Source organism: Kitasatospora sp. NPDC096147 (genome assembly GCF_044763225.1).
Lineage (GTDB): Bacteria > Actinomycetota > Actinomycetes > Streptomycetales > Streptomycetaceae > Kitasatospora.
The window spans coordinates 209,740-231,958 of the sequence record NZ_JBIWFX010000002.1 but is presented as its reverse complement, the minus strand read 5'-3'; the positions used below and the strand labels follow the sequence as shown (position 1 = coordinate 231,958).

General features: G+C 72.0%; 20 protein-coding genes. 9 read left to right on the top strand and 11 right to left on the bottom strand.

Annotated elements, in window-relative coordinates; all coding sequences use genetic code 11:
- From gyrB to dnaA, 6 genes are all read right to left on the bottom strand, one after another.
- On the bottom strand, nt 1–2,001 hold the full coding sequence (gene gyrB / locus ACIRBX_RS06505; protein WP_402294082.1) for a DNA topoisomerase (ATP-hydrolyzing) subunit B: 2,001 nt from the start codon (nt 1,999–2,001) through the stop codon (nt 1–3).
- A 274-nt stretch (nt 2,002–2,275) separates the two neighbouring features.
- Complete coding sequence (locus tag ACIRBX_RS06500; RefSeq protein WP_402294081.1) at nt 2,276–2,785, bottom strand: DUF721 domain-containing protein; 510 nt, start codon at nt 2,783–2,785, stop codon at nt 2,276–2,278.
- A gap of 125 nt (nt 2,786–2,910) precedes the next feature.
- Complete coding sequence (gene recF / locus ACIRBX_RS06495; protein WP_402294080.1) at nt 2,911–4,044, bottom strand: DNA replication/repair protein RecF; 1,134 nt, start codon at nt 4,042–4,044, stop codon at nt 2,911–2,913.
- A 58-nt stretch (nt 4,045–4,102) separates the two neighbouring features.
- Complete coding sequence (gene gnd / locus ACIRBX_RS06490) at nt 4,103–4,978, bottom strand: phosphogluconate dehydrogenase (NAD(+)-dependent, decarboxylating) (RefSeq protein ID WP_402294079.1); 876 nt, start codon at nt 4,976–4,978, stop codon at nt 4,103–4,105.
- A 156-nt stretch (nt 4,979–5,134) separates the two neighbouring features.
- Nucleotides 5,135–6,265, bottom strand: a complete 1,131-nt coding sequence (gene dnaN / locus ACIRBX_RS06485; RefSeq protein WP_402294078.1) for a DNA polymerase III subunit beta — start codon at nt 6,263–6,265, stop codon at nt 5,135–5,137.
- 1,004 nt (nt 6,266–7,269) lie between these two features.
- Nucleotides 7,270–9,375, bottom strand: coding sequence for a chromosomal replication initiator protein DnaA (gene dnaA, locus ACIRBX_RS06480; RefSeq protein ID WP_402294077.1), 2,106 nt, complete (start codon nt 9,373–9,375; stop codon nt 7,270–7,272).
- Nucleotides 9,376–9,880: 505 nt separating this feature from the next.
- On the opposite strand from dnaA, the gene rpmH reads away from it, so the two are divergent.
- The 9 genes from rpmH to ACIRBX_RS06435 all read left to right on the top strand — a co-directional run bounded on the left by rpmH (nt 9,881) and on the right by ACIRBX_RS06435 (nt 16,627).
- Nucleotides 9,881–10,018, top strand: coding sequence for a 50S ribosomal protein L34 (gene rpmH / locus ACIRBX_RS06475; protein WP_148643823.1), 138 nt, complete (start codon nt 9,881–9,883; stop codon nt 10,016–10,018).
- Between the two features lie 22 nt (nt 10,019–10,040).
- Entirely contained in the window at nt 10,041–10,472 is a 432-nt protein-coding gene (rnpA, locus tag ACIRBX_RS06470; protein WP_402294076.1) for a ribonuclease P protein component, read from the top strand.
- The gene (gene yidD, locus ACIRBX_RS06465; protein ID WP_402294075.1) at nt 10,469–10,789 is read left to right on the top strand and encodes a membrane protein insertion efficiency factor YidD; all 321 of its coding nucleotides are present in this window, start codon (nt 10,469–10,471) and stop codon (nt 10,787–10,789) included. Before rnpA ends, yidD begins: the two co-directional genes overlap by 4 nt.
- Complete coding sequence (gene yidC / locus ACIRBX_RS06460) at nt 10,786–11,958, top strand: membrane protein insertase YidC (protein ID WP_402294074.1); 1,173 nt, start codon at nt 10,786–10,788, stop codon at nt 11,956–11,958. Before yidD ends, yidC begins: the two co-directional genes overlap by 4 nt.
- Nucleotides 11,959–12,040: 82 nt before the next feature.
- A complete protein-coding gene (locus ACIRBX_RS06455; protein WP_402294073.1) occupies nt 12,041–12,556 on the top strand; it encodes a protein jag in 516 nt (171 codons plus the stop codon).
- Nucleotides 12,557–12,727: 171 nt separating this feature from the next.
- Nucleotides 12,728–13,519: a 16S rRNA (guanine(527)-N(7))-methyltransferase RsmG gene (rsmG, locus tag ACIRBX_RS06450; protein WP_402294072.1), complete on the top strand. Its 792-nt coding sequence runs from the start codon at nt 12,728–12,730 to the stop codon at nt 13,517–13,519.
- A 149-nt stretch (nt 13,520–13,668) separates the two neighbouring features.
- Entirely contained in the window at nt 13,669–14,754 is a 1,086-nt protein-coding gene (locus ACIRBX_RS06445; RefSeq protein WP_402294071.1) for a ParA family protein, read from the top strand.
- Nucleotides 14,751–15,857 (top strand): ParB/RepB/Spo0J family partition protein, encoded by a 1,107-nt coding sequence (locus tag ACIRBX_RS06440; RefSeq protein ID WP_402294070.1) that lies wholly within the window; start codon nt 14,751–14,753, stop codon nt 15,855–15,857. Before ACIRBX_RS06445 ends, ACIRBX_RS06440 begins: the two co-directional genes overlap by 4 nt.
- Before the next feature lie 140 nt (nt 15,858–15,997).
- A complete protein-coding gene (locus ACIRBX_RS06435) occupies nt 15,998–16,627 on the top strand; it encodes a GNAT family N-acetyltransferase (protein ID WP_402294069.1) in 630 nt (209 codons plus the stop codon).
- 115 nt (nt 16,628–16,742) lie between these two features.
- Here the strand turns inward: ACIRBX_RS06435 and trxA are convergent, their stop codons facing one another.
- The 5 genes from trxA to ACIRBX_RS06410 form a co-directional block, all read right to left on the bottom strand.
- A complete protein-coding gene (trxA, locus tag ACIRBX_RS06430) occupies nt 16,743–17,069 on the bottom strand; it encodes a thioredoxin (protein WP_345290523.1) in 327 nt (108 codons plus the stop codon).
- Nucleotides 17,070–17,144: 75 nt separating this feature from the next.
- Nucleotides 17,145–18,110: a thioredoxin-disulfide reductase gene (trxB, locus tag ACIRBX_RS06425; RefSeq protein WP_402294068.1), complete on the bottom strand. Its 966-nt coding sequence runs from the start codon at nt 18,108–18,110 to the stop codon at nt 17,145–17,147.
- Between the two features lie 185 nt (nt 18,111–18,295).
- Nucleotides 18,296–19,270 (bottom strand): hypothetical protein, encoded by a 975-nt coding sequence (locus tag ACIRBX_RS06420; protein ID WP_402294067.1) that lies wholly within the window; start codon nt 19,268–19,270, stop codon nt 18,296–18,298.
- Nucleotides 19,267–20,046 (bottom strand): RNA polymerase sigma factor SigM, encoded by a 780-nt coding sequence (gene sigM, locus ACIRBX_RS06415; RefSeq protein WP_402294066.1) that lies wholly within the window; start codon nt 20,044–20,046, stop codon nt 19,267–19,269. Before sigM ends, ACIRBX_RS06420 begins: the two co-directional genes overlap by 4 nt.
- Nucleotides 20,047–20,060: 14 nt before the next feature.
- The gene (locus tag ACIRBX_RS06410; RefSeq protein WP_402294065.1) at nt 20,061–22,079 is read right to left on the bottom strand and encodes a protein kinase family protein; all 2,019 of its coding nucleotides are present in this window, start codon (nt 22,077–22,079) and stop codon (nt 20,061–20,063) included.
- Nucleotides 22,080–22,219 lie beyond the last annotated feature (140 nt).

The window sequence follows — 22,219 nt, the reverse complement described above, 5'->3', positions numbered from 1 at the left end:
TCACACGTCCAGGAAGCGGACGTCCTTGGCGTTGCGCTGGATGAAGGACCGGCGGGCCTCGACGTCCTCGCCCATCAGGACCGAGAACAGGTCGTCGGCCCGGGCCGCGTCCTCCAGGGTGATCTTCTGGAGCAGGCGGTGGGACTGGTCCATGGTGGTCACCCGGAGCTCCTCGGCGTTCATCTCGCCGAGACCCTTGAAGCGCTGGATCGCGTCGTCCTTGGGCAGCCGGCGGCCGGCCGCGACGCCGGCCGCGATCACCGCGTCCCGCTCGCGGTCCGAGTAGACGTACTCGAAGTCGTCCTTGCCCCACTTGATCTTGTAGAGCGGGGGCATGGCCAGGTAGACGTAGCCGGACTCGACCAGCGGCCGCATGAAGCGGAACAGCAGGGTGAGCAGCAGGGTCCGGATGTGCTGCCCGTCGACGTCGGCGTCCGCCATCAGGACGATCTTGTGATAGCGGAGCTTGGACTCGTCGTAGTCCTCCTGGATGCCGCAGCCGAACGCCGAGATCAGCGCCTGCACCTCGGTGTTCTGGAGGACCTTGTCGATCCGGGCCTTCTCGACGTTCAGGATCTTGCCGCGGATCGGCAGGATGGCCTGGATCCGCGGGTCACGGCCCTGCTTGGCGGAGCCGCCGGCCGAGTCGCCCTCGACGATGAAGATCTCGCACTCGGCCGGGTCCTTGGACTGGCAGTCGCTCAGCTTGCCCGGCAGCGAGGCCGACTCCAGCAGGCCCTTGCGCCGGGTCAGGTCGCGGGCCTTGCGGGCGGCGACCCGGGCGGTGGCGGCCTGGATGGACTTGCGGATGATGTCCGAGGCCTCGACCGGGTTCCGGTCCAGCCAGTCGTTCAGGTGCTCGTGCACCATCTTCTGGACGAAGGTCTTGGCCTCGGTGTTGCCCAGCTTGTCCTTGGTCTGGCCCTCGAACTGCGGCTCGCCGAGCTTGACCGAGATGATCGCGGTCAGACCCTCGCGGATGTCCTCGCCGGAGAGGTTGTCGTCCTTCTCGCGGAGCAGCTTCTTGTCCCGCGCGTAGCGGTTCACCAGACCGGTGAGCGCCGCGCGGAAGCCCTCCTCGTGGGTGCCGCCGCCGTGGGTGTGGATGGTGTTGGCGAAGGAGTAGACGCTCTCGGTGTAGGAGCTGTTCCACTGCATGGCGATCTCGACCGAGATCTTCTTCTCCTTGTCCTCCCCCTCGAAGTCGATCACCGAGGGGTGGATCACCTCGCCCTTGCGGGAGTTGAGGTGGGTGACGAAGTCGGCGATGCCGCCGTCGTACTTGTAGGTGATCGAGAGCGGCTTGCCCTCGTCGTCCAGGTGCTCCGGGCGCTCGTCGGTCAGCGCGATGGAGAGGCCCTTGTTCAGGAAGGCCATCTCCTGGAAGCGCCGGGAGAGCGTCTCGAAGGAGTAGACGGTGGTCTCGAAGATGTCGCCGTCGGCCCAGAAGGTGACCGTGGTGCCGGTCTTCCCGGTCGCCTCGTGCTTGGCCAGCGGGGCGGTCGGGGCGCCGGCCTTGTAGTCCTGGGTCCAGCGGTGGCCGTCGGTGTGGATCTCCACCGAGAGCCGGGTGGAGAGGGCGTTCACCACCGAGATGCCGACGCCGTGCAGACCGCCGGAGACGGCGTAGCCGCCGCCGCCGAACTTGCCGCCCGCGTGCAGCACGGTGAGCACGACCTCGACGGCCGGCTTGTCCTGCCCCGGCATGATGCCGACCGGGATGCCTCGGCCGTTGTCGGTGACCCGCACCCCGCCGTCGGCCAGGATGGTCACGTCGATGGTGTCGGCGTGACCGGCCAGCGCCTCGTCGACGGAGTTGTCCACGATCTCCTGCACCAGGTGGTGCAGGCCGCGCTCGCCGGTGGAGCCGATGTACATGCCCGGGCGCTTGCGGACGGCGTCGAGGCCCTCGAGCACCTGGATCGCGTTCGCGTCGTAGGAGCTGCCGGCCGGCTGGTCGGCGGGGTCAGGGGTCTGGCTGGAGTTGCCGGAATCGGCCACGAAGCGCCCTCTCTGGCACAGCGCGCGGCCGCAGACCCACCCCCTGTTCGGGAGGGCTTGCGACCACGGCGTTTCGACTCGGTTGCTGCGAGCAACGGTGTTTGCCCTTCAGTCTACCGGTACGACTGACATAGATGGCCGTTTGGCAGCCTCAGAAGGCAGATGTGCCGCTCTGAACCCCTGGCGGACATGTCCCGATACTCGGCAGGGGGGCTCAGCAGCCTCAGAAGGGCCGTCAGCGGTTCCGGAAGATCGGCTTCCCTTCGCCCGCCGCTCACCCCCAGGTGTCGCCCGGCCCCTTGCTCCCCGGAGCGCGCAGCCGGCCGTACCCGCGCTGCGGGGCGGCCGGCCCCAGCACCTTGATCACGCGGACCGTGCCGTGCCCCAGCTCGTGGTTCAGGCGGGCGACCAACTGCCTTGCCAACAGCCGGAGTTGAGTCGCCCAGGCGGTGGAGTCGCACTGCACCGTGAGCACCGCCTCGGCCTCCTCGAAGCTCTTCGGCACGCAGTGCGCGGCGATGTCCGGCCCGACGATCTGCGACCAGCGGCCCATCACCCCGCCCACCGCGGCCGGCGCCTCCCAGCCCCGCTCGGTGATCAGCCGGTTCAGCGCCGCCCCCAGCGGCACCGGGTCGCGGCCGTCCGCCCGGGCCCCGCTGCGCAGGCCGTGCTTCTTCGCCTCGCGCTTCTCCCGCACCTGTTCGCCGCGCAGCCTGGCCTGCTCCTTGGCCGCGCGCAGCGCGACCCGGGCCAGGTCCACCCCGGAGAGCTCCGGCTCGCTCATCGCGGCGCCCCTTTCTTGTCCCCAGCCTGTGGACGACGGGGAGCTGTCCAGAATACGGCGGCCCGGGGACGGCTCGGACGCGGACCGGCCTTCCGGTCGCGCACGGGGAGGGGAAGGGGGTGGGGCTACGGATCGAGCCGGGTCGCGGCGCCGTCGGCCACCGCGTACCGGGCGCCGCTGAGCGCCTTCGGCACGTCCTCCGGGACGGCGGCGGTGACCAGCACCTGCTCGGCCCCGGCCACCAGCTCGGCCAGCCGCTCCCGGCGGCGGGCGTCCAGCTCGGCGAAGACGTCGTCCAGGATCAGCACCGGCTCGCCGCCGTCCGCCTTCAGCAGCTCGTACGAGGCCAGCCGGAGCGCCAGCGCGTACGACCAGGACTCGCCGTGGCTGGCGTAGCCCTTGGCCGGCAGCGCGCCCAGCCGCAGGCCCAGCTCGTCCCGGTGCGGGCCGACCAGGGTCAGCCCGCGGGCGGTCTCCTGCGGGCGGGCCTCCTGGAGGGCGGCCAGCAGCTGCTGCTCGGCCTCCTCCCGGCTGGTCGGCAGGGCGCCCTCGAAGGAGCTGCGGTACTCCAGCGCGGTCTCGCCGCCGCCGGGCGCCACCCGCTGGTAGGCGTCGGCCACCAGCGGCTGCAGGGCTGCCACCAACTGCAGCCGGAAGGCGGTGAGTTCGGCCCCGGCCCGGGCCAGGTGGCCGTCCCAGACCTCCAGGGTGGAGAGGTCCCCGCCCTTGCCGCCGCCGCCCCGGCGGGCCTGGGCGGCGGTCTTCAGCAGGGCGTTGCGCTGCTTGAGCACCCGCTCGTAGTCCGAGCGCACGCCGGCCAGCCGGGGGGCGCGGGCGGTCAGCAGCTCGTCCAGGAAGCGCCGGCGCTCACCCGGGTCGCCCTTCACCAGGGCCAGGTCCTCGGGGGCGAACAGCACGGTCCGCAGCAGGCCGAGGACGTCCCGCGGGCGGACGTTGTCGGAGCGGTTGATCCGGGCCCGGTTGGCCTTGCCGGCGGTGATCTCCAGCTCGATCAGGGTGGGGCGCTCGTCGCGCACCACGCTGGTGCGGACCACCGCCCGCTCGGCGCCCAGCCGGATCAGCGGGGCGTCGGTGGCCACCCGGTGGCTGCCCAGGGTGGCCACGTAGCCGATCGCCTCGACCAGATTGGTCTTGCCCTGGCCGTTCGGCCCCACGAAGGCCGTCACGCCCGGGTCGAGGGCGACCTCGGCCCGGGCGTACGAACGGAAGTCGGCGAGCGACAGGTGCGCTACGTGCATGCTGTGGACCACGCCGCCTTCTGTGGATGACTCCGTTGGTTCACAACGGAGTTGGGGACTACTTCGACTCGACCGCGTGGCCGCCGAACTGGTTGCGCAGCGCGGCGATCATCTTCATCTGCGGGGAGTCGTCCTGACGCGAGGCGAACCGCGCGAACAGCGAGGCGGTGATCGCGGGCAGCGGCACGGCGTGGTCGATCGCGGCCTCCACCGTCCAGCGGCCCTCGCCCGAGTCGGCGGCCCAGCCCTTGAGCTTGGCCAGGTGCTCGTCGTCGTCCAGCGCCCGGACGGCCAGGTCGAGCAGCCAGGAGCGGATGACCGTGCCCTCCTGCCAGGAGCGGAAGACCTCGCGCACGTCGGTGACCTCGGGGGCCGCCTCCAGCAGCTCCCAGCCCTCGGCGAAGGCCTGCATCATCGCGTACTCGATGCCGTTGTGGACCATCTTGGCGAAGTGGCCGGCGCCGACCTTGCCCGCGTGCACCGAGCCGAAGTCGCCCTCGGGCTTGAGCGCGTCGAAGACCGGCTGCACCTTGGCGACGTCGGCGGCCTCGCCGCCGTACATCAGCGCGTAGCCGTTCTCCAGGCCCCAGACGCCGCCGGAGACGCCGCAGTCGACGAAGCCGATGCCCTTGGCGGCCAGCGCCTCGGCGTGCTTGACGTCGTCGGTCCAGCGCGAGTTGCCGCCGTCCACCACCACGTCGCCGGGGGAGAGCAGCTCGGCAAGGCGGTCCACGGTGTCCTGGGTCGGGCCGCCGGCCGGGACCATCACCCAGACCACCCGGGGGGCCTGCAGCTTGGTGACCAGCTCCTCGAGGCTGTCCACGTCGGCGAGTTCAGGGTTCTGGTCGAAGCCGATGACGGTGTGCCCTGCGCGGCGGATGCGCTCGCGCATGTTGCCGCCCATCTTGCCGAGACCGATGAGGCCGAGCTCCATGCCAAGTCCTTACCTGTGGTGACGTGCCTGATCGGCGGCGCCGTTGCCGCACAGGCTTGAGCCTACGCCGCCGGGAATGCCGCCTCCCCCGGCCAGAGCTGACCGGGGGAGGAGTCGTCCACAGCTGTGGACGGGAGCCGTGGGTCCGTCAGGCCGTCAGCCGGAGAGCCGCACGGGCATGATCAGGTACTGGTACGCCTCGTCGGCCTCCGCGTCCACCGCCGGCTTGCCGCTCAGCAGGGCGGGCTTGGTGGAGGTGGTGAAGCTCAGCTGCGCGTACGCGGCGTCGATCGCCTTCAGGCCCTCCTCCAGGTAGCCGGGGTTGAAAGCGATCGAGATGTCGTCACCTTCGAGGTCGGCGTCGATCCGCTCGGTGGCCTGGGCGTCGTCGCCCGAGCCGGCCTCCAGGGTGAGCACGCCCTGCTCGAAGCTCAGCCGGACCGGCGTGTTCCGCTCGGCGACCAGCGAGACGCGCTTGAGCGCCTCCAGGAAGGGCTGGGTCTGGATCGCGGCGACCGCGTTGAACTCGGTCGGGAACAGGCTGCGGAACTTCGGGAACTCACCCTCCAGCAGGCGGGTGGTGGTCCGCCGGCCGGCGCCCTCGAAGCCGATCAGGCCCTCGCCGGCGCCGCCGGAGGCCAGCGCGATGGAGACGGTGTCCCCGCTGCCCAGCGACTTGGCGATGTCCTGCAGGGTGCGGGCGGGCACCAGGGCGACGGCCGAGATGTCGTCCTGCTCCGGCTTCCACATCAGCTCGCGGACCGCGAAGCGGTAGCGGTCGGTGGCGGCCAGGGTGATCTTGTCGCCCTCGATCTCCACCCGGACGCCGGTGAGCACCGGCAGGGTGTCGTCCCGGCCGGCCGCGACGGCGGCCTGGCTGACGGCGGAGGCGAAGACGTCACCGGAGACGGTGCCGGTCGCGGTGGGCATCTGCGGCAGCGCCGGGTACTCGTCCACCGGCAGGGTCGGCAGGGTGAAGCGCGAGGAGCCGCAGACCACGGTGACCCGCTGGCCGTCGGTGGAGATCTCCACCGGCCGGTTGGGCAGGTTCCGCGAGATGTCGTTCAGCAGGCGGCCGGAGACCAGGACGGTGCCGGCCTCCTCGACCTCCGCCGCGAGCTCGACCCGGGCCGAGACCTCGTAGTCGAAGCCGGACAGCGCCAGGCTGCCCTCCTGGGCCGTCAGCAGCAGGCCGGCCAGCACCGGCACCGGCGGCCTCGCCGGGAGGCTACGGGCCGCCCAGGCCACCGCCTCCGCGAGGACGTCACGCTCCACCCGGAACTTCACCGGTCACCGCCTCCTGGGGTCCTGCTGTCGTCTGCGTCTGGTCTGACTGGGTCGTGTCGGCGTCCGGCCCGCTGGCCGGCACCGGACCGCTGGGCGAGCCCCGATCGGCTCCGGTTGCCGGAGAACAGTCTGACGTACTCCGCCGACACTCGGGGCACAAGGGCGGGGACGGGCCGAACACACGTCGGAGACCGGCTGTCCACAGATTCCGGGCCCACCCACCATTTTCCGGATCGATCGCTCTATAGGTGTAGTGGTAGTAGTAGGGCCTGTGGATACCGTGGATAACCTCGTTTCCGCAGGTCAGACCCGGTTTTTTGTCCACAGGCGCTGTGGATCCGGAGTGTGGACAACCAGGGCCCGCTGTGGACGACCGAGAGTTACCCACAGGGCACTCTGAGTATCCACAGGTTATCCCCAGGCTCGTCCCCAGATCATGACCGGGTTATCCACCGGGCCCGATCAACATCACGTGACGCCTTTCACACGGGGCGGTGAACTGTGCGCCAAGGTTGTCGAACTGTGGACCCAGCTGTGGAGAACCTGGGGATAACCCGCCTTTCCCTGGGGACAACCGGTGGACAACTTCCCGGTCACCCTGACGGCCCATCAGATGTCCACAGCCTGTGGATAACGGTTGTGCACAAGTCCACAGGGTGCTGACCTGCGCGGAAGAGCGTAGCGGCGGAGTGCCTGTGGAGGAATTCTGGATAACTCGGCGGCTGTGCACCTGTGGACGGGGAGAAGGCACCCGATCCTGTGGAAAACGGCGGTGCGGGCCCGAGCCGTTCGAATTGCTGCTCATGTGTTCGGCACCGCACGGGAGCTGTCGCAGCGTCACCCGGTGGATTCCTGCCCCGGCTCCGGGTCTTCCACACCTGGGAAGGGGCCGCACGTGTGACGGCGGGTGCCCCGGACGCCCCCACGGGCCCCCACGGGCACGCAGAACGGGGAGCCGGCCCGGTGGGCCGACTCCCCGTCAGATGCCGCCGTGCGGGCGGCGCTCAGCTCTTGATGCGGTTGGTGAGCTCGGTGACCTGGTTGTAGATGGACCGGCGCTCGGCCATCAGCGAGCGGATCTTCCGGTCGGCGTGCATCACCGTGGTGTGGTCCCGGCCGCCGAACTGCGCGCCGATCTTCGGCAGCGAGAGGTCGGTGAGCTCCCGGCAGAGGTACATGGCGATCTGGCGGGCCGTCACCAGCACGCGGCTGCGCGAGGATCCGCAGAGGTCCTCCACGCCCAGCCCGAAGTAGGCGGCGGTCTGCTGCATGATGACCTGCGCGGTGATCTCCGGCCCGGCGTCCTCGTCGCCGCCCGGGATCAGGTCCTTCAGGACGATCCCGGCCAGCTCCAGGTCGACCGGCGCCCGGTTCAGGTTGGCGAACGCGGTGACCCGGATCAGCGCGCCCTCCAACTCCCGGATGTTCCGGGTGATTCGGGACGCGATGAACTCCAACACGTCTGCGGGGGCGTTGAGTTGCTCCTGGATCGCCTTCTTGCGCAGGATCGCGATCCGGGTCTCCAGCTCCGGCGGGGTGACGTCGGTGATCAGGCCCCACTCGAAGCGGTTGCGCAGCCGGTCCTCCAGCGTGGTCAGCAGCTTGGGCGGCCGGTCCGAGGAGAGCACGATCTGCTTGTTCGCGTTGTGCAGGGTGTTGAAGGTGTGGAAGAACTCCTCCTGGGTGGACTCCTTCGACGCCAGGAACTGCACGTCGTCCACCAGCAGGATGTCCATGTCCCGGTACCGCTTGCGGAAGGTGTCCGCCTTGCCGTCCCGGATCGAGTTGATGAACTCGTTGGTGAACTCCTCCGAGCTCACGTAGCGCACCCGGGTGCCCGGGAACAGGCTGCGCGAGTAGTGCCCGATGGCGTGCAGCAGGTGGGTCTTGCCGAGGCCGGACTCGCCGTAGATGAACAGCGGGTTGTACGCCTTGGCCGGCGCCTCGGCGACCGCCACCGCCGCCGCGTGGGCGAAGCGGTTGGAGGCCCCGATCACGAAGGTGTCGAAGAGGTACTTGGGGTTCAGCCGGGCGGCCGGCTCGTCCTTGCGCGAGCTGCTGCCGGCCGGCGGAGCACCCGGCGGCGCGGGCACCGGCACCGGCGAGCGATCGGTCGGCGAGGGGCCCGACTGCGGTGCCACGTCCGGGAGTTGACCCATCGGTTGGCCGGTCGACTGGTCCGCACGCCCGTCCCCCCGGCCGGTGCCCCGCCGGGCCGGCGGCCCGCCGGCCGCGGGCCGGTAGGCGCCGCCGAACAGGTCGTCCTGCCCCGAGCCGCCCGCGGCCTCCCGGTACGGCCCGGACTCCTGGTAGGGGCCCGGCTCCGGGTACGACGGGCTCTCCCACGGCCGCCCCTCGGACCGGCCGCCGTCCGGACCGCCCCAGCCGCCGGACTGCTCCGTGTCGGTGCCGCTGCCGTACGGTGCGGGCCGCTGCTGGTAGCCGGCCGTGTCGTAGCGGCCGGGCCGCTCGTAGTTCTGCTCCGGGGCGGCCTCGTAGGCGGGCCGCTGGCCGGCCGGGCCGTACTCGGCGCCGGTCGGCTGGTAGGACTCCGGCTGCTGGTAGTCGTCCTGGTACTGCTCCGGCGCCGACGGGTACGGCTCGGACACCGGCCAGCGGCCGGGGCCGTGCTGCCGCTCCGGACGCTCGGGGCCGTGCGGGCGCTCCGCGCGCTCCTGGCGCTCCGGGTAGCCGGACGGCTCCTCGCGGTACTGCTGGCGGGGCGGCCACTCGTCGGCCTGCTGCGGGCGGTCCTGACGGTCCTGGTGGGCTTGGCGGTCCTGGTGGGTCTGGCGGTCCTGGTGGGTCGGCTCGGCGGGGGCCGGGGCGGGCGGCGGGGGAGTGGCGTTGGCGTCCACCATCACGGCGATCCGGACCGGGCGGCTGAACGCCTTGCTCAGCTCCTCGGTCAGCGGCGGGAGCAGCCGACCCTCCAGCACCTGCTTGGCCCGCTCGTTGGGGGCCGCCAGCAGGGCGGTGTCGTGCATCATCCACATCGGCTGGGTGCGCTTGAGCCACATCTTGTCGCTGTCGCCGACTACCGGGTCGTTGACCAGCCGCTCGACGACCCTCGTCCAGACCGCGACGAGATCGCTGTTGACATCAGCCACTGGTGCACGCTTTCTCGTTCCCCGCGACGGGGGGTGTCAAGGGACTCCCGTGCCGGCCCGATCAAGACGAACAAACCCGACAAGTCCTGCAACGGTAGTCAGCCGACTGCACTGATACAAGTTTCTGTCCACAGGCTGTGGGCAGGCTCGCCGGAGGGCCGTCCGCAGGGCGACGGTGTCGGCACGGTCCTTGTGCCGCTTGGCCTCTATCATGATCGGGTCGCCTCCGGCGGGAGCTTCCCGGAGGTCGGAGGGCGGGGTCCGGTTTGACCCCCCGCCCCCGTCGCGCGTACCGTAACCAGGTCGAGTTGTCGATGGCCGCTGCCGCATGTCCGCGGGTCCGCCCGCATTCCGAAGGCGCGCAGCACGGGCGCCGTGGATTGCCTCAACCCCAGCCGACCTGGGTGTTAGGGGCCGGATTTCCCAGCGAGGGGAGATCACGCGGACGCACGGTGACGGCCAAGCGACCTCCCGTCACCCTACGATTCACCTCAGGAGCCCCCGAGTGAGCAAGCGCACCTTCCAGCCGAACAACCGTCGTCGCGCCAAGACCCACGGCTTCCGGCTGCGCATGCGTACCCGCGCCGGCCGCGCCATCCTGGCCGCCCGCCGTGGCAAGGGCCGCAGCGCCATCTCCGCCTGATCCGCGCAGTACAGGGTCTGCAGTGCTGCCCTCCGAGAATCGGCTGCGGCGGCGCCAGGACTTCGCGACCGCGGTGAAACGTGGTCGCCGGGCCGGTCGGCCCCTGCTGGTGGTCCACCTCAACAGAGACGGGACCACCGGGGGGCCGGCCGACCGGAACAGCGACATCACCAGCCCGCACGTCGCCGAGGGGCCCCCTTCGGCGCGTGCGGGTTTCGTCGTGAGCAAGGCCGTCGGCCCCGCCGTGGTGCGCAACCTGGTGAAGCGTCGGCTGCGTCACCTGGTCCGTGAGCGACTGGCGATGCTGCCCGCAGGTAGCCTGATCGTGGTGCGCGCGCTTCCCCCGGCGGGGGCGGCCTCGTACCTCGATCTCGAACAGGACCTGGACGCGGCGCTCCGCCGGCTGCTCCGGGCGGAGCCGGCCGCCACCGCGCCGACGGGAGCAGGGCGATGAAGTACCTGCTGATGGGGCTGATCAGGCTCTACCAGTGGACCATCAGTCCCCTGCTCGGGCCGGTCTGCCGTTACTACCCCTCGTGCTCCCACTACGGGTACGAGGCGGTCAGGACGCACGGCGCGATCAAGGGCGGCGGTCTGACCGCCTGGCGCATCCTGCGATGCAATCCGTGGTCCCCCGGTGGGGTCGACCATGTACCGCCGCGCAAGCATCCGGTCTGGCACCGTCGGCTGCGCGATCTGCTGAGCCCCCCGAGCGGGACCGCCGGGCCAGAGCCGGTGGCTAGCCCGATGTCCAAGGAGTCTGACCGGTGACCTTCGGTTTTCTGAGTCCCCTCTACACAGCGGTGTCCTGGATCATCGTCCAGTTCCACTCGCTGTACAGCCACGTCTTCGATCCGGACGGCGGCTGGGCCTGGGGCCTGGCCATCGTCTCGATGGTGATCGTCATCCGGATCTGCCTGATCCCGCTCTTCGTGAAGCAGATCAAGGCGACCCGGGCCATGCAGGCGATCCAGCCGAAGATGAAGGCCATCCAGGAGCGCTACAAGAACGACAAGCAGCGCCAGTCCGAAGAGATGATGAAGCTGTACAAGGAGGCGGGTACCAACCCGTTCTCCAGCTGCCTTCCCATCCTCGTGCAGGCGCCGTTCTTCACCGCGCTCTACGGTGTGCTCGCCTCGGTCGCCGACGGCAAGACCATCGGCGTCATCAACACCTCGCTGCTGCACAGCGCCCAGCAGGCGCACATCCTCGGGGCGCCGCTCTCCGCGACCTTCCTGAAGAGCGACGAGGTCAGCGTCAAGGTCGTCACCGCGGTGATGATCATCCTGATGTCGCTGTCGCAGTTCATCACGCAGCGGCAGCTGATGACCAAGAACATGGACCTGACGGTCAAGACGCCGTTCATGCAGCAGCAGAAGATGCTGATGTACATCTTCCCGATCATGTTCGCCGTGATGGGCATCAACTTCCCGGTCGGCGTGCTGCTCTACTGGCTGACCACCAACGTCTGGTCGATGGGCCAGCAGCTGATCGTGATCCGCAACAACCCGACGCCCGGCTCCCCGGCGTTCGCCGAGCGGCAGGCCCGGCTGAAGAAGGCCGGCCGGCTCAACCCGGACGGTTCGGTCAGCAAGGGCGGGCTGCTGGCGCTGTTCTCCGGCGGCGGGGCCAAGAAGGGTGTCGAGGTCGAGGCCGGGGCAGTCGTCCAGGAGGCGGCCCAGGTCCGCCGGCAGCAGCCGAAGAAGACCACCAAGGCGCAGCGCCAGCACACCGGCGCCCAGGCGGGCACCGCCGTCGAGGACGCCGGGTCGGCGGTGGCCGAGCAGCCCAAGGCCAACCTGGAGAAGGGCTCCGGTACGGCCGGTGCGCCCGCCGCGAAGGACGGTGCGGCCAAGCCCGCTGCCGCCCGGGGCGGCCAGCGGCAGCAGCCGAAGCGCGGCGGCCAGCAGGGCGGCCAGCGGCCGAAGAAGAAGTCCTGACCGGCTCCACCCCGGCCGGTAGCGGCCCCCCGAACTTCGTTCTCGGCCCCACCCGAGGGCCCATTCCCGAAGGAGTCCACCAGTGACGGAAGGCACCACCTCCGCCGCCGAGTCCTCGACCGACACCCTGGTCTCGCGCCTGGAGCAGGAGGGCGACATCGCGGCCGACTACCTCGAGGGTCTGCTCGACATCGCGGACCTGGACGGCGACATCGACATGGACGTCGAGGGCGACCGTGCCCTGGTCTCCATCGTCGGTGAGGGCAACGACCGCTCGCTGCAGCGACTGGTCGGCCAGGACGGCGAGGTGCTGGAGGCGCTGCAGGAGCTGACCCGGCTGGCGGTGCACCGCGAGACCGGCGAGCGCAGCCGCCTGATGCTGGACATCGCGGGCTTCCGGGCGCGCAAGCGTTCGGAGCTGGCGGAGCTCGGGGCCGAGGCGGCCGAGCGGGCGAAGTCGACCGGCGAGCCGGTGAAGCTCCGCCCGATGACGCCGTTCGAGCGCAAGGTGGTGCACGACGCGGTGGCGGCGGCCGGCCTGAGCAGCGAGTCGGAGGGCGAGGAGCCCCAGCGCTGCGTGGTCGTGTTGCCGCGCTGAGCGCGCCGCAGCCGGTCCGGTCCGACGACCCCGTCCGCCTCGTGCGGGCGGGGTCGTCGGCGCTCAGGGCTGAGCGGGTGTCAGAACAGCGCTGTTTCACGTGAAACGGCGCCACCGTGACAGAGTGTCCGGTATCGCGGGTGAGTGGAGACGGTGAGCGGAGAGGCTGAGATGGACACGGACGGCGTGGCGACCGAGGGCGGCCCGGCGGGGGACGAACCGCAGGGGCCGGGCGAGGCTCCGGCGGCGGCGCAGCAGATCTTCGGGGACCGGCTTCCGGTTGCCGTGCGCTACACCGAGCTGCTGGCCACGGCAGGGGTGCAGCGCGGCCTGATCGGGCCGCGCGAGGTGCCCCGGCTCTGGGACCGGCACGTGCTGAACTGCGCGGTGCTGGCCGAGCTGCTGCCGCCCAACGCCTCGCTCTGCGACGTGGGTTCGGGGGCCGGGCTGCCCGGCATTCCGGTGGCGATGGCCCGCCCGGACGTCTCGGTGACCCTGCTGGAGCCGCTGCTGCGGCGCACCACTTTCCTGGAGGAGGTGGTGCGGGAGCTGGAGCTGACCAACGTCACGGTGCTGCGCGGGCGGGCCGAGGAGATGGTCGGCAAGCTCTCGGTGGACGTGGTGACCGCGCGCGCGGTGGCACCGCTGGACAGGCTGGCCGGCTGGGGGCTGCCGCTGCTCCGCCCGTACGGGCAGATGCTGGCGCTCAAGGGCGACACCGCCGAGCAGGAGCTGGCGGATTCGCGGTCGGCGCTGACCAAGCTCGGTGCGGTGAAGTGGTCGGTGATCGCGGTCGGCGAGGGCGCCCTGGAGACCTCGACCCGGGTGGTCCGGGTGGAGGCGGGGGAGAGCCCCGGCGGCGTGAAGGCGGCCACCCGGCGGGCCAAGGCGGCCCGGGCCGGGCGTGGTCCGCGGACCGGTGAGGGCACCGGCCGGGGCGGGACCGGGCGGCGCCGGCGCTGAGGCCGGGGCGGCGGACCGGGGTTCGCCGACTGTTCACTTCCGCGGAGCGGGTACCCGGACGGGTGCCCGCTCCGCGCGTTCAGGGGGCGCACGGGGGCACGGGACCGGGAATCGGAGTGTCGCACCGTCAGATTTCCGACATAGCGGGCATGGTGTTTCACGTGAAACGTCGCTCACTGCTTTCCGGAATCCTCGGCCGCAGCCGGGCGGTGACTGTTGCCGCTCCGGTTTCACGTGAAACACTGACCCCCATGCAGGACTCGGAGACCATCGACCAGGTCGATGACACGCCCATCGCACGGGCCGCCATGGCTGCGGTGGCGGCTGCCGGACGAGCCGGCGAAGGACTGCCCAGGCCGCCCGCCACCCGGGTGATCGTGGTGGCCAACCAGAAGGGTGGCGTCGGCAAGACGACCACCACCGTGAACCTGGCCGCCGGGCTCGCCATGCACGGTCTGCGGGTGCTGGTGGTCGACCTCGACCCGCAGGGGAACGCGTCCACCGCGCTCGGCATCGACCACCACGCCGAGGTGCCGTCGATCTACGACGTGCTGGTCGAGGGCAAGCCGCTGGCCGACGTGGTGCAGCCGGTCCGGGACGTGGAGGGGCTGTTCTGCGTGCCCGCCACCATCGACCTGGCCGGTGCCGAGATCGAGCTGGTTTCGTTGGTGGCCCGGGAGAGCCGGCTGCAGCGGGCCATCGCGGCCTACGAGCAGCCGCTGGACTACATCCTGATCGACTGTCCGCCCTCGCTCGGGCTGCTGACGGTCAACGCCCTGGTGGCCGGCCAGGAGGTGCTGATCCCGATCCAGTGCGAGTACTACGCGCTGGAGGGCCTCGGTCAGCTGCTCCGGAACGTCGAGCTGGTCCGGGCGCACCTGAACCAGGCGCTGCACGTCTCCACCATCCTGCTCACCATGTACGACGCCCGGACCCGGCTGGCCGCCCAGGTGGCCGAGGAGGTCCGGACGCACTTCGCCCAGGAGGTGTTGAGCACGGCGATCCCGCGCTCGGTCCGGATCTCCGAGGCACCCAGTTACGGACAGACCGTGCTGACCTACGACCCCGGTTCCACCGGGGCGCTCTCCTACCTGGAGGCGGCACGCGAACTCGCCCTGCGGGCAGCGGGGACGGCGGTGCCCGGACAGCAGTCCGGGGCCGCCCTGGGGCAGCAGCGCACCGGCGCGGCGGCTCCGATGGCACAGCACGGCAGCACGATGGAGGACAACCGGTGAGTGGTGGGCGCAGGGGCCTGGGACGTGGGCTCGGGGCACTGATTCCGGCGGCGACGCCCGCGACGGCGCCGGCCGCCGTCCCGGCCGGTGCTGGGGGGCCGGCGGCGTCGCCCGGTGCCGTCTCGCCCAGCGCGGTCCCGCTGCTGCCCACCGACCGCGGCACGGTGGCCGCCAAGGTGGCGGCCGAGCTGGCCCGGGACACCGCGGTCCCGGCCGGACGGAGTGCCCTGGAGGACGAGCTGACCGCGCTGGCCCCGGTCGCCGGGGCCCGGTTCGCCGAGCTGCCGCTGGACTCCATCACGCCGAACCCGCGCCAGCCGCGCGAGGTCTTCGACGAGGACAAGCTGGCCGAACTGGTCGCCTCCATCAAGGAGGTGGGCCTGCTCCAGCCGGTGGTGGTCCGGCAGACCGCGGTCGGCCGGTTCGAGCTGATCATGGGCGAGCGGCGCTGGCGGGCCTCCCGGGAGGCCGGGCTGGAGCTCATCCCGGCCATCGTCCGGGCCACCGAGGACGACAAGCTGCTGCTCGACGCGCTGCTGGAGAACCTGCACCGGGCCGAGCTGAACCCGCTGGAGGAGGCCGCCGCCTACGACCAGCTGCTGCGCGACTTCTCCTGCACCCACGACGAGCTGGCGGACCGGATCGGCCGCTCCCGCTCGCACGTCTCCAACACCCTGCGGCTGCTGAAGCTCTCGCCCACGGTCCAACGCCGGGTGGCCGCCGGGGTGCTGACGGCCGGTCACGCCCGGGCGCTGCTCGGCGTGCTGGACGCCGAGGCGCAGGACCAGTTGGCCCGCCGGATCATCGCGGAGGGGCTCTCGGTGCGCACCACCGAAGAGATCGTCGCGGTGATGGACCAGGAGCAGAAGCCGCAGCGGGCCGGCGGCCCGAAGGCCGGCAAGCTCATCTCGCCGGCCTTCAACGACCTCTCGGCGCGGCTCTCGGACCGCTTCGAGACCCGGGTCAAGGTCGAGGTCTCGCAGCGCAACGGACGGCTGGGCAAGGGCAAGGTGGTGCTGGAGTTCGCCTCGGTGGACGACCTGAACCGGATCCTGGACAGCCTGGCCCCGGGCGAGGAGGGCCTCCGGCTCTCCGGGAGCTGACCGCCCCGGACCGACAGCAGCTGCGCGGGTGCATGTTTCACGTGAAACATGCACCCGTCGCCGTTCGGGGTGAGAGTGTTCCGGTGGGCTGACGGACCGTCGGAGGGTGCCGGCGGGGGAGCACGGAGGAGGCATCGGGCGTGGGGCGAAGGATCGTTCCGTTGACGCTGGACAACTTGGCGGACCTGCCGCTGCCCTGCCGGTCCTGCGTCTTCTGGGAGCTGGACCCGGTGAGCGGCAAGGCGGCCGAGGAGTCCGGCAAGCCGGAGCTGGAGAAGGAGGGCTGGATCTCCGCCGTGCTGCTGGAGTGGGGCTCCTGCGGCCGGGTGGTCTACGTGGACGAGCGGCCGGTCGGCTACGTGCTCTACGCCCCGCCGGCCTACGTGCCGCGCTCGGCCTCCTTCCCGACCAGCCCGGTCTCGCCCGACGCGGTGCAGCTGATGGTCAGTCGGCTGCTGCCCGGCTACCAGCGGCAGGGGATCGGGCGGGTGCTGGTGCAGACGGTGGTGAAGGACCTGGTGGCCCGGGGCTTCAAGGCGGTGGAGGCGTTCGGCGCGGCCGGCCGGGAGGTGCCGAGCTGTCTGCTGCCGGCCGACCACCTGCGGGCGGTCGGCTTCAAGACCGTCCGGCCGCACCACCGGTACCCGCGGCTGCGGCTGGAGGCGCGCTCCACGCTCTCCTGGAAGGGCGACGTGGAGACCGCGCTGGAGCGGCTGCTGGGCGGCGCCAGGGGAGGGGCGCGCAAGGAGCCCGCGCTGCGACCGTTCTGACGGGCCGGCGGAGGGTGACGGGGAGCGGTGCGGAGCGATGGGGGACGGCAGGGAACGACGGAGGGGCCCACGGTGTCGAACCGTGGGCCCCTCCGTCGTCAGGGGGTGGTGACCCCTAGAGGTACTCGGCCAGCTCGCGGAGCAGCGCGGCCTTCGGACGGGCGCCGGTGATGCTCTTCACCAGCTCGCCGTTCTGGTACACGTTCAGCGTCGGGATGGAGATCACGCCGTACTGGGCAGCGGTGCCCTGGTTGGCGTCCACGTCCAGCTTGGCGACGGTGAGCTTCTCACCGTGCTCGGTGGCGATCTCCTCCAGGATCGGGGCGACCTGGCGGCACGGGCCGCACCAGGTGGCCCAGAAGTCGACCAGGACGGGCTTGTCGCTCTTGAGGACCTCGGCGTCGAAGGTCGCGTCGGTCACGTTGATGGTGGCGCCGGCCACGGGAACTCCTAAAGGTCAGGACGGGGGTGTGCTGATGAGAACAACGCGCGGCGCTGTTCTGTTTCTCGGGCTCGCTCAGACCGCGACGGCGGCGGCCTGGGCGGCCTCGTGGTCCAGTGCGGCCAGGTAGCGCTCGGCGTCCAGCGCGGCGGCGCAGCCGGTGCCGGAGGCGGTGATGGCCTGGCGGTAAGTGTGGTCCACCACGTCACCGGCACCGAAGACGCCGGGCAGGTTGGTCCGGGTGGAGGGGGCCTCGACCTTGAGGTAGCCCTCGGCGTCCAGCTCCAGCTGGCCCTTGAAGAGCTCGGTGCGGGGGTCGTGGCCGATCGCGATGAACAGGCCGGTGACCGGCAGCTCGCGCTTCTCGCCCGTGGTGGTGTCGCGCAGGGTCAGACCGCTCAGCTTCGGGTCGCCGTGGATCTCCTCGACCGCGCTGTCCCAGGCGAAGGTGATCTTCGGGTCCGCGAAGGCGCGCTCCTGCATCGCCTTCGAGGCGCGCAGGCTGTCCCGGCGGTGCACCACGGTGACCGACTTGGCGAAGCGGGAGAGGAAGGTGGCCTCCTCCAGGGCGGTGTCACCGCCACCGACCACGGCGATGTCCTGGTCGCGGAAGAAGAAGCCGTCGCAGGTCGCGCACCAGGAGACGCCGCGACCGGACAGCTTGTCCTCGTTCGGCAGGTTGAGTTTGCGGTGCTGCGAGCCGGTGGTGACGATCACCGCGCGGGCCCGGTGCACCGTGCCCTCGGAGTCGGTGACGGTCTTGATCTCGCCGGTGAGGTCGACCGCGACGATGTCGTCCGGGATCAGCTCGGCGCCGAAGCGCTCGGCCTGGGCCCGCATGTTGTCCATCAGCTCGGGGCCCATGATGCCGTCCCGGAAGCCGGGGAAGTTCTCGACCTCGGTGGTGTTCATCAGCGCGCCGCCGGCCGTCACCGCACCCTCGAAGACCAGGGGGTTGAGGGAGGCGCGGGCGGTGTACAGCGCAGCGGTGTAACCGGCGGGGCCGGAACCGATGATGATCACGTTACGGACGTCGCTCACTGCTTCTCCTGGTTCGCATCGCGGGCCCGCGCTAGAGCGGGAGGGCGGTCCTGCTCCGCCGCCGGGGACAACGACTGACCAGTCTCCCGCATTCCCGGGCCGGGCCGTGCCAGACGCCCGCAGAGTGGGCAGCCGGGTGGGACGACGTCACCCGGACGCCGCCTCTCCGGCGGGTCGACGAGCGGTCAGCCGGCCGGGACGGTGCGGTGCAGCAGGACGCGGCAGCCGGGGGCGACCAGGTAGGTGTCGTAGCGGTCCGGGCCGAGCGGGAAGACCAGGGCGGTCACCTGCTCCCCGGCGTAGTCGCCCGGGGCCTCGGCCAGCGGCCGGCCGGGCGGCAGACCGGGGCAGGAGGGGCTCCCGGCCTCCTCGGTGCCCCCGGCGGAGGCGATGCCTGCCGAGGGGGCCGGGGAGGACGGTGCGGGGGAGGGTGCGGCGGGAGGGGTCGGTGCGGGCGAGGACGGCACCGTCGGGTGGTCACCGCCGTCGCCGGCGCCCGGCTGTTCGGCGGGGGCCGAGGCGCCCGGGCCCTTCCCGGGGGCGATGGCAGGGCCCCGGCCGGCGACCAGTCGCCGGACCTGTGCGGGCAGCTCCTGCTCGGTGAAGCGGGTGGCCGCGGTCGCCTTCGCGTCCGCGTGGGTCCCGGCCGCTCCGCTGGCGGCCGTGGTGTCGTGGGCCGACGGGTCGGGCAGGGCGCGCAGCAGGCCGCCGAATAGGCCGATCCCGAGCAGGGCGACGGCGGTGCCGATCAGGGCCCGGCGGGGCACCCGACGGCGGCGCGGTCGTCCGTCCCGGGGCCGGGTCGAGGCCGGGGTCGGGGTCGAGGCCGGGTTCGGGGGCCCGGGGCGCCCCGCCGGGAGGATCAGCGGGGCGGCCGGGCGGACGGTCGGTGCGATGGCCTCGGCGGCCAGTGCGGCGTCGATCCGCTCCGCCACCCCGGCGGGCAGCTCGGGGGACGGCATCGAGCCCAGCAGTTCGCCGACCTCGGCCAGTGCGGCCAGGGTGTCGGCGCACTCGGGGCAGTCGTCCAGGTGCGCCCCGAGGGTGTCGGTGGTGGCCGGGTCGGTGAGCCCCTCGGCCAGGTCGGCCAGCAGGTCGACCTCGGGGTGGTCGGTGCCGGACCAGGGACCGGTGGGCGAGGACGGGGAGGAGGGGGTCATCGCGGGGTCACGTCTCCTCTCAGGGCCTGGCCGGGGCTCGGCTGCTCTGGGACGGGCGGAGCGGCGTTCCGGTTCCCGGCCGCCGTTTCACGTGAAACGTCGCCGCTCCGTGTCCCGGGTCGTGGCCCGCGCCGTGCACCGGAGTCGGGGGAGGCATCGGAGGAGGGGGCGGGGGCGTCCGGGTCGGTGGATCCGGTTTCACGTGAAACCACACGCAGGTGCCGCACCAGCGGCAGCAGCTTGGCCCGGCCCCGGGCGCACCGGCTCTTCACCGTGCCGACCGGCACGCCGAGCACCTCGGCGGCCTCGGCCACCCCGTAGCCCTGCATGTCCACCAGCACCAGGGCGGCCCGTTGGTCGGGCGGCAGGGCACCGAGCGCGGCGGTCACCTCCCGCTGCAGTTCGGCCCGGACCACCACCGTCTCGGTGGCCTCGGCGCTGCCCAACAGGTGGTCCAGCCGGTGCTCCTCCCGGTCCAGCGGGGTGGCCGGGCGGCTGGCTGCGCGGCGGGCCCGGTCCAGGCAGGCGTTGACCACGATCCGGTGCAGCCAGGTGGTGACGGCCGACCGGCCCTCGAAGGTGTGGGCGGCCCGGAAGGCCGAGACCAGGGCGTCCTGAAGGGCGTCGGCGGCCTCCTCGCGGTCGCCCAGGGTGCGCAGGGCCACCGCCCAGAGCCGGTCCCGGTGGCGGGCCACCAGGACCCCGAAGGCGTCCGGGTCCCCGGCCGCATGCCGCGCCAGCAGGGTGGCGTCGGGCAGTTCCTCCGTCACCGCCACCCCCTCTCGCCCCGTCAGCCGGTGACCTTCACCTCGGCGATCCGGCCGCGGTACCTGCCGTCCACATCCTTGGGGATGCTGGTGAGCCAGAGCAAGAGGTAACGGGTGGTCAGCGGCTGGCCGGGCTTGAGTTCCAGCTGAGTTCCCTGCTGGACGGCCTGCGCGGAGCCGAAGGAGGCCAGGCCGTCCTTGCTGACCCGGGGGGCGGTGGTGGTGTCCTTGGGCTGGGCGTAGAGCTCCATCTTGCCGGGGCCGCCGAGCAGGACCTGCACCGAGCCGACCTGTTGCTCACTGCCCAGGTCCACCAGCAGGCCGGTGCCGGCCCGGTAGGCGCCGCCGAGGTCGTCGTTGTAGCCCGAGGTGGACCAGCTGGTGGCCGGGTCACCGTCGAAGGCGAACGGCACCTCGCTGGTGTGCTCGGCGTCGTTGCCCAGTGCGTTGAAGGAGGACATCCCCGCGATGGTGAGGTTCTTGCCCGGCGGGGCGGCCGGAGTGCCGGTGGCGGTCGGGCCCGAGGTCGGGGTGGTGTCCTTGCCGCCGTCGTCCGGCTGGTCCCGGTAGTTGCTGACGAGCTGCCAGGAGGCCACGCCGATGACGGCGAGCGCGACCACCGAGGTGGTCACCCGGACCAGTCGGCGCAGCCGGGGTCGGCGCGGGCGGGACGGCTGGTGGTGCAGGGCGGTCTCGGCGGCCGGCGGCTGCCCGTGGTTCGGCGGCACGGTGTGCTGCGCGGGGTGCGGCGGCAGGGTGTGCGGCGCGGGCCGACCGGGCGGCAGCTGGGCCCGGTGCGGCCGGGGCGGCGGCGGCGCGAACGAGGGGGCGGGCTGCTCGGGCTGACGGATCCTCGGCATCAGCGCGATCGCCTTGGCCAGCTCCTCCGGCGTGGTGATCGGATCCTGGTGGTGCGGCGGGTGCTCGCACAGGGCCCGGGCGGCCAGCTCGGAGAGGCCCTTGTGGACCCCGGCCTTCACCTGCTCCGGCGGGACGCAGTCCAGGCCCTTGGGCACCCCCTGGAGGTCGTAGCGGTCCTCCGGGTAGGGCCAACGGTGCGTCAGGGCGGCGAACAGCAGCGCTCCGATGGCCCGGGTGTCGGTGACCCCGGCGTCCTCGCCGTCCTCGCCGGGCAGCCCGCGCAGGGCGGCGTCCACCGCGATGCCGTTGATCCGGTACTGGCCGCTGTCGGTGCGCAGCACGCACCTGGGGGTGAGCCGCAGGTGGGCCTGGCCGCGTTGGTGCGCGGCGGCGATGGCGTCGGTGACCTGACGGACCATCTGGTACGCCTCGTAGGGCTCCAACGGGCCTTCGGCGAGCAGGTGGGCCAGATCGGAGGCGCCGGGCAGCCACTCCCGGACCACGTAGACGTGGTCGCCGTCCTGGACCGCGTCGAGCACCTGGACGAAGCGCGGGTCGTTCAGCAGGGCGGCCGACTTGGCGGCGGCCAGTACCCCCCGGGCGCGCTGGTGGCCGGCCGCCAGCAGGTGCACGCCGACCGGGCGGCGGAGCTTCTCGTCCACCGCGCGCCAGCTGCTGAAGTGCTCGGACTGGGTGATGCAGTCCTCCAGCCGGTACCGGTCGGCGATCCGGTCCCCGCTGTGCCGCAGCGGAGCCGGGCGGAGCAGCGGCAGTTCGCCGGTCGGCTGGTCGATGGTGGCGGCCAGTTCCTCGGACGTGGCGGCGGTGGCGGTCGCCGATGCTCGGACGGCCTTCCGGAGGGTCGCGGCGGCCTCCTCGGGGGTGCCGTCCTCCGGGGTTCCGGACGTGTCCTTGGAGTTCGCCTTCGGAGTGGTCCCGGCGTCGTCCTCGGTGGCGTTCTTGGTGGTGCCGGTCTTGGTGCTGCCGTTCTTGGTGGTGCCGGTCTTGGGAGTCGTGCGGTCCGGTGCCGGAGCGCGGTCGGTGAGTTCGGCGGCGATCTCGGCGGAGGAGAGCGGTGCGGTGGCCTCGGCCGCCCGCTCCACCGGCCCGTCGGAGCGGAGGTCGGAGAGGTCTCCGAGTGCGGTGGCCACCGCCGCCTCGTCCGTCGTGGACGTGTCCACTACCGCCTTGGTGCCATCAGCCACCGTTGTCCTGCCTCCCCTTGCATCGTCCCGGGTCCCGGAAAGTCGGCCGTCCGTCCGACCCCGCGGGGCGCCGTCGTGCCGGGACAATTGTGCCCACTGTTCCTCCCCTGCTACGA

Bases quoted from the DNA above. Each gene is read 5' to 3' on its own strand.
- gnd (WP_402294079.1), bottom strand. From the start codon at position 4,978: ATGGAGCTCGGCCTCATCGGTCTCGGCAAGATGGGCGGCAACATGCGC.
- ACIRBX_RS06445 (WP_402294071.1), top strand. From the start codon at position 13,669: ATGGTGTTTCACGTGAAACGTCGCTCACTGCTTTCCGGAATCCTCGGC.
- ACIRBX_RS06500 (WP_402294081.1), bottom strand. From the start codon at position 2,785: ATGAGCGAGCCGGAGCTCTCCGGGGTGGACCTGGCCCGGGTCGCGCTG.
- yidD (WP_402294075.1), top strand. From the start codon at position 10,469: ATGAAGTACCTGCTGATGGGGCTGATCAGGCTCTACCAGTGGACCATC.
- recF (WP_402294080.1), bottom strand. From the start codon at position 4,044: ATGCACGTAGCGCACCTGTCGCTCGCCGACTTCCGTTCGTACGCCCGG.
- ACIRBX_RS06420 (WP_402294067.1), bottom strand. From the start codon at position 19,270: ATGACCCCCTCCTCCCCGTCCTCGCCCACCGGTCCCTGGTCCGGCACC.
- rsmG (WP_402294072.1), top strand. From the start codon at position 12,728: ATGGACACGGACGGCGTGGCGACCGAGGGCGGCCCGGCGGGGGACGAA.